The 10746-nt window shown below is 70.2% G+C and carries 11 protein-coding genes, 1 tRNA gene and 1 pseudogene; 11 read left to right on the top strand and 2 right to left on the bottom strand.

All coding sequences use genetic code 11. The annotated features are described in order from the left end of the window. The 11 genes and pseudogenes from AB8Z36_RS00850 to AB8Z36_RS00800 form a co-directional block, all read left to right on the top strand. A pseudogene (locus AB8Z36_RS00850) lies at positions 1 to 281 on the top strand (hypothetical protein); the annotation flags it as partial. Further along, positions 278 to 1246, top strand: coding sequence for a complex I subunit 1/NuoH family protein (locus AB8Z36_RS00845; RefSeq protein WP_369211204.1), 969 nt, complete (start codon positions 278 to 280; stop codon positions 1244 to 1246). The pseudogene AB8Z36_RS00850 and the gene AB8Z36_RS00845, both read left to right, overlap by 4 nt. Further along, a complete protein-coding gene (locus AB8Z36_RS00840; protein ID WP_369211203.1) occupies positions 1246 to 1923 on the top strand; it encodes a NuoI/complex I 23 kDa subunit family protein in 678 nt (225 codons plus the stop codon). The genes AB8Z36_RS00845 and AB8Z36_RS00840 overlap by 1 nt, the downstream gene beginning before the upstream one ends. Next, the gene (locus tag AB8Z36_RS00835; RefSeq protein ID WP_369211202.1) at positions 1920 to 2510 is read left to right on the top strand and encodes an NADH-quinone oxidoreductase subunit J family protein; all 591 of its coding nucleotides are present in this window, start codon (positions 1920 to 1922) and stop codon (positions 2508 to 2510) included. Before AB8Z36_RS00840 ends, AB8Z36_RS00835 begins: the two co-directional genes overlap by 4 nt. Next, the gene (gene nuoK, locus AB8Z36_RS00830; RefSeq protein WP_369211201.1) at positions 2510 to 2905 is read left to right on the top strand and encodes an NADH-quinone oxidoreductase subunit NuoK; all 396 of its coding nucleotides are present in this window, start codon (positions 2510 to 2512) and stop codon (positions 2903 to 2905) included. Before AB8Z36_RS00835 ends, nuoK begins: the two co-directional genes overlap by 1 nt. Continuing rightward, positions 2902 to 4893 (top strand): NADH-quinone oxidoreductase subunit 5 family protein, encoded by a 1992-nt coding sequence (locus AB8Z36_RS00825; protein WP_369211200.1) that lies wholly within the window; start codon positions 2902 to 2904, stop codon positions 4891 to 4893. Before nuoK ends, AB8Z36_RS00825 begins: the two co-directional genes overlap by 4 nt. 6 nt (positions 4894 to 4899) lie before the next feature. After that, positions 4900 to 6489 carry an NADH-quinone oxidoreductase subunit M gene (locus tag AB8Z36_RS00820; protein WP_369211199.1) on the top strand — a complete coding sequence of 530 codons (1590 nt, stop codon included), beginning with the start codon at positions 4900 to 4902 and terminating at the stop codon, positions 6487 to 6489. Between the two features lie 2 nt (positions 6490 to 6491). Next, a complete protein-coding gene (locus AB8Z36_RS00815; RefSeq protein ID WP_369211205.1) occupies positions 6492 to 8027 on the top strand; it encodes an NADH-quinone oxidoreductase subunit N in 1536 nt (511 codons plus the stop codon). A 162-nt stretch (positions 8028 to 8189) separates the two neighbouring features. Continuing rightward, positions 8190 to 9053: a zinc metalloprotease HtpX gene (htpX, locus tag AB8Z36_RS00810; protein WP_369211198.1), complete on the top strand. Its 864-nt coding sequence runs from the start codon at positions 8190 to 8192 to the stop codon at positions 9051 to 9053. Further along, on the top strand, positions 9050 to 9445 hold the full coding sequence (locus AB8Z36_RS00805) for a YccF domain-containing protein (protein ID WP_369211197.1): 396 nt from the start codon (positions 9050 to 9052) through the stop codon (positions 9443 to 9445). The genes htpX and AB8Z36_RS00805 overlap by 4 nt, the downstream gene beginning before the upstream one ends. 161 nt (positions 9446 to 9606) lie before the next feature. Beyond that, a complete protein-coding gene (locus AB8Z36_RS00800) occupies positions 9607 to 9873 on the top strand; it encodes a GlsB/YeaQ/YmgE family stress response membrane protein (RefSeq protein WP_369211196.1) in 267 nt (88 codons plus the stop codon). Between the two features lie 88 nt (positions 9874 to 9961). Here AB8Z36_RS00800 and AB8Z36_RS00795 read toward each other — a convergent pair. Both AB8Z36_RS00795 and AB8Z36_RS00790 read right to left on the bottom strand, forming a co-directional pair. After that, positions 9962 to 10036, bottom strand: a tRNA-Leu gene (locus tag AB8Z36_RS00795). Between the two features lie 131 nt (positions 10037 to 10167). Then, a complete protein-coding gene (locus AB8Z36_RS00790; RefSeq protein ID WP_363248017.1) occupies positions 10168 to 10656 on the bottom strand; it encodes a YajQ family cyclic di-GMP-binding protein in 489 nt (162 codons plus the stop codon). Positions 10657 to 10746 lie beyond the last annotated feature (90 nt).

Below are 10746 nucleotides of genomic sequence, written 5' to 3'. Positions count from 1 at the left end.
GGCACCACGCCCGCCCGGCGTTCGACACCCCCGACGGCTCCTCCGACGGCTCCTCCGGCGGCTCCTCCGACGAGGCACGGGAGCAGCCGAAGCCCGAAGACACCTCCCGCACCGGAGAATCCGAGCAGCCCAGGGGCGCCGCACGGACCAAGAAGACTGACGCGACTGACGCGACTGACGAGGCCGCCGCGGTTGACGAGACCCCCGCGACTGACAAGACCGACAAGACCAGCGAGACCGACAAGACCGACAAGACCGACAAGACCGGAGGCACCGAGTGAACGACGCCCTCGACGTCGCCCTGCGCCTCGTCATCGTCTTCGCGGTGTTCCTGGTGCTGCCCCTCGTCGTCGGCCAGACCGAGCACAAGGTCATGGCCCATATGCAGGGACGTCTCGGCCCCATGCACGCGGGCGGCTTCCACGGCTGGGCCCAACTGGTCGCCGACGGAGTCAAATTCGCCCAGAAGGAAGACATCGTCCCGGCGGCTGCGGACCGCCGCGTCTTCCAACTGGCCCCCGCGATCGCCCTCCTGCCCTACCTCCTCGTACTGATCGCGATCCCGGTCGGCCCCGGCGAGGGCGCGGTCGGCGAGGTCGTCGACGCGGGCGTCTTCTTCGTGCTCGCGGTCATGGGCGTCGGCGTACTCGGCTCCCTCATGGCGGGCTGGGCCAGCGCCAACAAGTTCTCCCTCCTCGGCGGCCTCCGCACCGCCGCCCAGCTCCTCGCCTACGAACTCCCGATGCTGCTCGCCGCCGCCTCGGTCGCGATGGCGGCGGGCACGGTCTCCCTGCCCGGCATCGTCGACGCCTTCGAGTGGTGGTGGCTGCCCTGGCAGATCGTCGGCGCCCTCGTCTTCTTCGTCGCGGGCCTCGCCGAACTCCAGCGCCCGCCGTTCGACATGCCGGTCGCGGACTCCGAGATCATCTTCGGCGCCTACACCGAGTACACCGGCCTGCGCTTCGCTCTCTTCCTCCTCGCCGAGTACGCCGGAATCGTCGTCCTGTGCGGTCTGACCACCGTCCTGTTCCTGGGCGGCTGGCACGGTCCGTGGGGCGCCGACGGCCTGGGCTGGGTCTGGACCCTGCTCAAGACGGCCGTCCTCGCCTTCGTCGTGATCTGGCTGCGCGTGTCCTACCCCCGTCTCCGTGAGGACCAGCTCCAGAAGCTCGCCTGGACCCTGCTCATCCCCCTCGCCCTCGCGCAGATCGCGCTCACCGGCATCGTGAAGGTGGCGATCAACTGATGCCCCCCATCCCCGGGTCAGGCCTCGCCAAGGGCCTCGCCGTCACCCTCCGCACGATGACGAAGAAGACCGTCACCGAGCAGTACCCCGAGGCCCAGCCCGAGCTGCCGCCCCGCACCCGCGGCGTCATCGGCCTCTTCGAGGAGAACTGCACGGTCTGCATGCTGTGCGCCCGCGAGTGCCCCGACTGGTGCATCTACATCGACTCCCACAAGGAGACGGTGCCGCCCGCCGCCCCCGGTGGCCGCGAGCGCAGCCGCAACGTCCTCGACCGGTTCGCCATCGACTTCGCCCTCTGCATGTACTGCGGCATCTGCATCGAGGTCTGCCCCTTCGACGCCCTCTTCTGGTCCCCGGAGTTCGAGTACGCCGAGACCGACATCCACGAACTCACCCACGAGCGCGACAAACTCCGCGAGTGGATGTGGACGGTCCCGGCTCCGCCCGCCCTCGACCCCGGCGCCGAGGAACCGAAGGAGATCGCCGCCGCCCGCAAGACCGCCGAAAAGCTCGCAGCCACCGCCACAGCCACCGGTGCTGGTGCTGGTGCCAGTACTGGTACCGGTACCCGTACCGCCACCGGCACCGAGCCCGCACCCGAGTCCGCGCCCGCACCCGGAGCAGAGTCCGCGCCCGGCTCCGGGACGAAGCCCGCACCGCAGGAAGGGGAGTCGTGAGCCCCGCAGCAGCCCACGCGGCGGCAGCCGCCGCGACCGCGGAGAGCCACGGATTCCTCTCCCCGACCGGCGTCGAGATCGCCTTCCTCCTCGTCGGTCTCGTCACCCTCGGCGCGGCGGTCATCACCGTCACCACCCGCCAGCTCGTGCACGCCGCCCTCTGGCTCGTGGTGGCGCTCGGCGGCCTCGCCGTCGAGTACCTCCTGCTCACCGCGGAGTTCATCGCCTGGGTGCAGGTCCTCATCTACGTCGGTTCCGTCGTCGTGCTCCTCCTCTTCGGTCTGATGCTCACCAGGGCGCCCATCGGCCGCTCGCCGGACGCCGACTCGGGCAACCGCCCGGTCGCGCTCGCCGTGGCCCTCCTCGCCGCCGCGGCTCTGGTCTGGGTCGTCGTCGACGCGTTCCGCACCACGGTGATCGATCTGGACGGCGCCGCCCAGGGCGCCACCGACGTCACCGGGTCGATCCTCTTCCGGCACTGGGTGCTCCCCTTCGAGGCGCTCTCGGTCCTCCTCCTCGCGGCCCTCATCGGCGCGATCGTCCTGTCCCGGAAGAAGGCAGCCCAGGACCGGGAGGAGAACAACTGATGCAGCTCCACCTCGCCTATCCCGCCGTCCTCGCCGTCCTCCTTTTCTGCGTCGGCGTCTACGGCGTACTCGCCCGCCGCAACGCGATCCTGGTCCTGATGTCCGTCGAGCTGATGCTCAACGCCGTCAACCTCAACCTCGTCGCCTTCGACGTCTGGCTCCGCGACTCCCTCCACGCCGGGCAGGCCCTGACCCTCTTCACCATCGCCATCGCCGCCGCCGAGATCGGCATCGGCCTGGCGATCGTCCTGGCGGTCTACCGCAACCGCGGCAGCTCCGCCGTCGACGAACTCCGCGACACCGCCGAGTCCGGCGGCCCCACCGGCCCCGAGTCCGGCGACTCCGCCGAGGCCCAGGAGCCGCGGCAGACGCAGAAGGCTGAGACCACCTCGTGACCACGACCACCCTCGCCGTCCTCGTCCCGCTCCTTCCGTTCCTGGGCGCGGCGGCGGGCCTGCTGCTCGGCCGCCGGGTCCCCGGCCTCGTACGCCCCCTCGCGGTCCTGCCCACGCTGACGGCGCTGCTGCTTGCCGTGCTCGTGGCCGTCCGCCAGGGCGGGGGCCGCTCCGTCGACGCCGCCACCGAACTCACCCCGACCGGCTCGGTCCCCGTCGAACTCGCGCTGCACATCGACGGCTTCGCCGCCCTCGTCGCCGTCCTGGTCGGCGTCGTCGCCTCCTGCGTGCAGATCTACTCGACGGGCTACCTGCGCGAGGACCCGCGCTACCCCTCGTACGCCGCTCTCGTCTCCCTCTTCACCTCCGCGATGCTGCTCGTCGTCTACTCCGGCGACCTGATGGTGCTCCTGGTCGGCTGGGAGATCATGGGCATCTGCTCGTACTTCCTCGTCGGCCACTACTGGGAGACGCCCGAGGCGCGCGCCGCCTCCCTGAAGGCCTTCCTGGTCACCAAGCTCGGCGACGTACCCTTCCTGATCGGTCTGTTCGCGCTCGCCGCGGACACCGGTTCCTTCCGGATCACGACGATCCTCGCGAAGGTCGCGGACGGCGGCCTCGACCACCCGACGCTGATCGCCGTGCTGCTCCTCGCGGGCGTGGCGGGCAAGTCCGCGCAGTTCCCGCTGCACACCTGGCTGCCCGACGCGATGGCGGGCCCCACGCCCGTCTCCGCTCTGATCCACGCCGCGACGATGGTCGCCGCCGGTGTCTACTTCGTGGCCCGGCTCCTCCCCGTCTTCGCCGCCTCCGGCGCCGCCCTGGTGGTCCTCGCCGTCATGGCCGCCGTCACCATGGCCGGTTCGGCCCTCGCCGCGCTCGCCCAGGACGACATCAAGCGCGTCCTCGCGTACTCGACGATCGGCCAGCTCGGCTACATGACCGGCGCCCTCGCCGTCGGCGACCGCGGTGCCGCCGTCTTCCACCTCCTGTCCCACGGCGCCTTCAAGGCGCTGCTCTTCCTCGCGGCGGGCGTGATCATCCACGCCGCCGGCACCAACTCGCTGGCCGCCATGTCCCGCATGAAGGGCCTGCGCGACCGCATCCCCGACGCCTACTGGACGATGACCGTGGCGCTCCTCGCGCTCGCCGCGATCCCGCCGTTCAGCGGGTTCTTCACCAAGGAGGCGGTGCTCGGCGCCGCCGAGCACACGGCCACGGGCCACTCCGTCGCGCCCGCCGCGGCGGGCTGGATCGTGCTCGTCACCGGCCTGTTCGCCGCCCTCCTCACCGCCGCGTACGCGACGCGTCTGTGGCTGCTCGCCTTCCACGGCAGGGGAGCGGAAGCCCCCGACCACGGCAGGCAGCCCCTCGCCATGACGGCCGTGCTGTGGGTCCTCGCCGTTCCCTCTCTCGCGTTCGGCCTCGCCGTCGGTGTCCTGCCGGACTGGTTCGACGGCCACTCGCTCGCCCCGACGCTCACCACGTCCGTCCTCGGCACGGGCCTCGCGCTCGTCGGAGCCCTCGTCACCTACGGCGCCTGGCGGCACACCACCGCGCTCGCCGCACGCGTCCCGATGGGTGCGGTGGCCGCGACCCCCGGCGGCGACGGGGGAGTGGTCGAGGCGGAGGCCATCGCCACCCACGGCCCCGCCTACGGAGACGTGGCCTCGGCCGACGACCCGGCCGACCCCGGCCGTCTGCTGCTCGGCCCCCTGCACCGGCACGCCGCCGCGGGCTTCCGGCTCGACGCCGTCTACGCCACCCTGTTCGTCCGCCCCGTCCAGGCCGCCGCACGCCTGGTGCGCTTCCTCGACCGCGAGGTCGTCGACACCTATGTGCGCGGCGCGGGCACCGCACCCCGCTGGCTCGGCGCGGCCGTCCGGCGCGCGCAGACCGGCAACGTGCAGACCTATCTGAGCGCGCTGCTCGCAGGCACGGTCGTCCTGGCCGTCGCCGCCGTCCTCGTCGCCACCGCCGGAGCGTGAGCAGCCGTGATCGGTATCAGTGAGTCCGTGATGCAGTTTCTTCTGGCATTGATCGTCGTCGGCCCGCTCATCGGCGCGGTGGCCGCTCTCCTCCCGGCTCCCCCCGGGCTGAAGGGGAACTCCCCCGACCAGGCGGTGCTGCGCCACGGCGTGTTCGTGACCGGCGTCATCCTGCTCGCCACGATCGCTCTCGCGCTCGGCTTCGACCACGACCATCCGTCGAAGATGCAGGCCACGACCGATATCAGCTGGATTCCCGCACTCGACGTGCGCATCCATCTCGGCATCGACGGCATCTCGCTCCCCCTTCTGGTCCTGACCGCGCTGCTGACCTTCCTCTGCGCGCTCTACTCCTACTTCAAGCTGCCCGCGGGCCCCTCCCCGAAGGCGTTCGTCGCGCTGATCCTCGTGCTCGAGTCCGGCACCCTCGCGACCTTCGCCGTCCTCGATCTGCTGCTGTTCTTCCTGGCGTTCGAGATGGTGCTCATCCCGATGTACTTCCTCATCGCCCGCTGGGGCGGCGAGCAACGGACCCGGGCGGCCTGGAAGTTCATCCTCTACACCCTGCTCGGCTCCGTCGTCATGCTGCTGGGCCTGCTCCTCATCGGGCTCAGGTCCGGCACTTTCGACATGGTGGCACTCGCCACTGACAACGGCCGGGGGCTGAGCACATCCGTGCAGGTCATCGCCGTTCTGGCGATCGGTATCGGGCTCGCGGTCAAGACGCCGATGTGGCCGCTGCACAGCTGGCTGCCCGACGCGCACACCGCCGCGCCGACCGTCGGCTCGGTCCTGCTGGCCGGCGTACTGCTGAAGATGGGTACGTACGGATTCGTCCGGATCGTCCTGCCCGTCGCACCCGACGGCATGCGCGAGTTCGCGCCGTACCTCGCGGCCCTCGCGGTCATCGGGATCATCTACGGATCCCTCGCCTGCCTCGCGCTCGCCAGGCAGGGCGCCAAGGGCGACCTCAAGCGCCTCATCGCCTACTCGTCCGTGGGTCACATGGGCTTCGTCCTGCTCGGCATCGCGACGATGAGCCCGACCGGCGTGAACGGCGCGCTGTTCGCCAACATCGCGCACGGCCTCATCACCGGCCTGCTCTTCTTCCTCGTCGGCGCGCTGAAGGACCGCACGGGCACAACCGATCTCGACTCGCTCGCGCGGGAGTCGGGCGCGGCCCTCTACGGCAAGGCGCCCCGCCTCGGAGGTCTGCTCGCCTTCGGCGCCGTCGCCTCCCTCGGGCTGCCGGGCCTCGCCGGATTCTGGGGCGAGATGCTGGCGCTGTTCGGCGCGTTCGAGCCCGCCGACGGCCTGAGCCGCCCCGCGTTCCTCACCTTCATGTCGATCGCCGCCTTCGGCACCCTGCTCACCGCCGCGTACATGCTCATCGTGGTCCGCCGCGTCTGCATGGGCCCGATGCCGCAGACCGCCGCCGAGCCCACGCCCAAGGCCCTCGCCGACGTCCACGGCTACGAGTTCGCCGCCTGGACGCCGCTCGTCGCCCTCACCGTCCTCGCCGGACTCTGGCCCGCGGCTCTCCTCGGCCTGACCGACCCGGCCGTGCAGAAGCTCCTCACTGGAGGCAAGTCGTGACCGTGGCCGCCGAAAGCGCCGAAAGCGCCACAAGCCTCGTCCAGTCCGTCGACTGGCTCGCGATCGCGCCGCCGACCATCGCGGCCGTCGTCGGGCTCGTCGTACTCGTCGCCGACCTCTTCCTGGGCGACGCCAGGAAGGCGCTGCTCGGCTGGGTCTCCGTGGCGGGCCTGGCCGCCGCCGCACTGGCGCTGCTGCCCCTCCTCGACGACGACCGCTCCACCTTCTGTCTGACCGGCGGCGGCACGCACGCGTGCAGCTACACCGCCGACCGCTTCACCCTCGTCATCCAGCTCCTCGTCCTCGGCGGCGCCCTGGTGGCCGCCCTGCTCTCGATGAGCACACTGAAGGACTCCGCAAAGGAACTGCCCGCCGGGGAGTACTGGTTCCTGCTGCTCTCCTCCGCCGCGGGCGCCGCCCTGCTGCCCGCCTCCCGCGACCTCGCGACGCTCATCGTCGCCCTGGAGGTCGCTTCCCTGCCCGCCTTCGCGCTCGTGGGTCTCAGGTACGGCGACAAGCGCTCCTCCGAAGCGGCCCTGAAGTTCTTCCTCTCCTCGGTCACCGCGACCGCCGTGAGCCTGCTGGGCGTCAGCTTCGTGTACGCGGCCACCGGCACCCTGCACCTCACCGAGATCGCCGCCGAGCTGGAGAAGGCCGACGGACAACTCCACACGCTCGCCCAGACCGGCGTCGCCCTCACCCTGGTCGGCTTCGCCTTCAAGGTGGCGGCCGTCCCCTTCCACTTCTGGGTGCCCGACACCTATGTGGGCGCGCCGCTGCCCGTCGCCGCCTATCTCTCCGTCGTCGGCAAGGCCGTCGGTTTCACCGGGCTCATCCTCGTCACCGTCGTCGCCTTCCCCTCGTACGCGGAGGTCTGGGGCCCCGCTCTCGCCGTCCTCGCCGCGCTCACCATGACCGCGGGCAACGTCGCGGCCCTGCGCCAGCAGTCCACGCGCGCGTACAGCGCGGTCCGCCTCCTCGCCTGGTCCTCCGTGGGGCAGGCCGGGTACCTCCTGGTGCCGATCGCCGCCGCCGGATACGCCGACGAGCCCGCCGACGCCGAGAGGGCCATCGGCTCCACCGTGGCGTACGCCCTGATGTACGCGGCGGTGAACCTCGGCGCCTTCGCCGTGGCCGCGCTCGTCGGCCGCACCCAGCGCCTGAACCGCGTCAGCGACTACCGGGGCCTGTACGCGCGCAGTCCGCTGGCCGCTCTCGTCCTCGGCTTCTTCCTGCTCTGCCTCGCGGGTCTGCCGCCCGGCATCATCGGGCTCTTCGCGAAGGTCACGGTCTTCTCGGCCGCCGTCGACGCTGGTCTGGGCTGGCTGGCGGTGGTGATGGCGGTGAACGTCGTGATCGCGCTGTTCTACTACCTCCAGTGGACGGCGCTGCTCTTCCGTGCTCCCGAGGGCGAGCCGGTCAGGCACCGCGTCCCCGCGCCGCTCACGGCCGCCATCGCGGTGACCGCGGTCCTCGGTGTCGCGCTCTCCGGAGCGCCCCAGCTCGTCCTGCGGTTCTCCGACACGGGCCTGTTCTGACGCGGTACCGCGCGGCCGTCACCCGCGCGGCCTACAGCGCTCCTGCGCGCACAAGGGAACTAGTGCTCCCCGCCTGGCGTTGACCAGTACGGGAGGGTCCACTGAACAGTGGAAGCACCAGTCAGCAGAGGGTTCCCCCACGCACCACCAGGAGGGCGTACCGTGCACCGCCGGCACAACGGGTTGAAGACCGCCGTACTCCTCGGGGGACTGTCCGCGCTCATCCTCGTCATCGGCAGTTTCTTCGGGCGTACAGGCTTGATCGTCGCGCTCTTCGTGGCGCTCGGCACCAATGCGTACGCGTACTGGAACAGCGACAAGCTGGCCCTGCGCGCGATGCGGGCCCGACCGGTGAGCGAATTCGAGGCCCCCGCGCTGTACCGCATGGTCCGCGAGCTCTCCACCCAGGCCCGCCAGCCCATGCCCCGCCTCTACATCTCACCCACCGAGGCCCCGAACGCCTTCGCGACCGGCCGCAATCCGCGCAACGCAGCGGTGTGCTGCACGGACGGCATCCTGCGGCTCCTCGACGAGCGCGAGCTGCGCGGCGTCATCGGCCACGAGCTGAGCCATGTCTACAACCGCGACATCCTGATCTCCTCGGTCGCCGGAGCCCTCGCCTCGGTGATCATGTTCCTGGTCAACTTCGCCTGGCTGATCCCGGTCGGCCGCTCGAACGACAACGACGGCCCCGGCATCTTCGGCATGCTCCTGATCATGCTGCTCGGCCCCATGGCGGCCTCCATCATCCAGCTCGCGATCAGCCGCTCCAGGGAGTACGAGGCCGACGCGTCCGGCGCACAGCTCACCGGCGACCCGCTCGCCCTCGCCAGCGCCCTGCGCAAACTCGACGCGGGGACCAAGCAATTGCCGCTGCCGCCGGAGCCGCGTCTGGAGACGGCGAGCCACATGATGATCGCGAACCCCTTCCGTCCAGGGCAGGGCATGTCCAAAATGTTCTCCACACATCCGCCCATGGCGGAGCGCATCGCCCGACTCGAGCAGATGGCAGGTCGTCACCAGTGAAGACAGTCCTCAACGTCATATGGCTTGTCCTGTGCGGCTTCTGGATGTTCCTCGCCTACCTGGTGGCGGGCGTGCTGCTCTGCATCACGATCATCGGCATCCCGTTCGGCGTCGCGAGCTTCCGCATCGGCCGCTATGCCCTGTGGCCCTTCGGGTACGCGGCGGTCGAGCGCCGTGACGCGGGCGCGCCCTCCTGCGTGGGCAATGCGCTGTGGCTGGTCCTCGCGGGCTGGTGGCTCGCGATCGGCCACATCGTCACCGGCGTCCTGCTGTGTGTCACCATCATCGGCATCCCTCTGGGCCTCGCCAACTTCAAGCTGATCCCGGTCTCCCTGCTGCCGCTTGGCCGCGAAATCGTCCGCACGGACCAGCCGTTCGCCGCGCGCTACTAGGAACGCGACTCCAGCCGGGGCACCCGCGCGTAAACCCGCCGGAGCCCCGGCTGTGGTGTGTCGTGCACCTCATGGATCACCGCAACCGCGTTCGTGCGTACTGACGTCCTACAGGACAACAGCGCACAAAAGCTCATCGCGCGGGAAAGGCAGGTCACCGTATGGGCATCGTCAGTTGGATCGTTCTGGGGCTGCTCGCGGGCGCCGTCGCCAAGCTGCTGCTGCCCGGACGAGACCCGGGCGGGTTCATCGGCACGACGCTCATCGGCATCGCGGGCGCCTTCATCGGCGGCTGGCTCTCCGCCCGCTTCCTCGACCGCCCGATCGACAACCACTTCTACGACGGCGCGACGTGGGCGGCGGCCATCGGCGGCTCCCTCGTCCTGCTGGTCGGCTACCGCATCCTCTTCGGCCACTCACGCCGCTGAGGAACGCATTCCCTCGACTGCGGCCAGCAGCAAGGGCGGGCACCCGGTCCGGGTGCCCGCCCTCCGTCGTACGGCATCACCAGTAGGGGGCGGGGCGGCCGGATTCGAACCGGCGTCCTCCTTCATGCTGTAAAGGCGCATTACCTCTGTGCTACGACCCCGCCTTGCCAAGATCCTAACGAGCGGCCTGCTGCCGGAGCACCTGATATTCCGCGCGCCGATCCGCTCGATCCGCTCGATCCGCTCGATCCGCCCAATCCAGCCGCACCAGCTGGATCAGCCACGCATCACGAACTACCGGTAGTTGACGAACTGCAGGGCGAAGTCGAAGTCCTGCCCCTTGAGAAGCGCCTGAACGGCCTGGAGGTCGTCGCGGCTCTTCGAGCTGACCCGCAGCTCGTCGCCCTGCACCTGCGCCTTGACGCCCTTCGGGCCCTCATCGCGGATGATCTTGGCGACCTTCTTGGCGTTCTCCTGGGAGATGCCTTCCTCGATCGAGGCGAAGATCTTGTACTCCTTGCCGGACAGCTGCGGCTCACCGGCGTCGAGCGCCTTCAGCGAGATACCGCGCTTGACCAGCTTGGACTCGAAGACATCGAGGATCGCCTTGACCCGCTCCTCGCCGCTCGCCTCCATCAGGATCTTCTCCCCGGACCACGAGATCGAGGCGCCGGTGCCCTTGAAGTCGTAGCGCTGCGAGATCTCCTTGGCGGCCTGGTTGAGGGCGTTGTCGACCTCCTGCCGCTCGACCTTCGAGACGATGTCGAAACTGGAGTCGGCCATGTCCTGTGGCTCCTTGTATCGGGGAAATCGGTGTCTGAGTGCTCAGCGGATACGCGGCCGCCTGACGCCGACCGCGTCCACAAAGCCTAG

It is taken from the genome of Streptomyces flavofungini (assembly GCF_041028215.1).
Lineage (GTDB): Bacteria > Actinomycetota > Actinomycetes > Streptomycetales > Streptomycetaceae > Streptomyces > Streptomyces flavofungini_B.
Note: the sequence above shows the minus strand (reverse complement) of the source record. Positions and strands in the feature narration are given on the sequence as shown.

Coding starts and splice junctions, on each gene's coding strand:
- AB8Z36_RS00840 (WP_369211203.1), top strand. CDS start 1,246: ATGCCCCCCATCCCCGGGTCAGGCCTCGCCAAGGGCCTCGCCGTCACC.
- nuoK (WP_369211201.1), top strand. CDS start 2,510: ATGCAGCTCCACCTCGCCTATCCCGCCGTCCTCGCCGTCCTCCTTTTC.
- AB8Z36_RS00800 (WP_369211196.1), top strand. CDS start 9,607: ATGGGCATCGTCAGTTGGATCGTTCTGGGGCTGCTCGCGGGCGCCGTC.
- AB8Z36_RS00790 (WP_363248017.1), bottom strand. CDS start 10,656: ATGGCCGACTCCAGTTTCGACATCGTCTCGAAGGTCGAGCGGCAGGAG.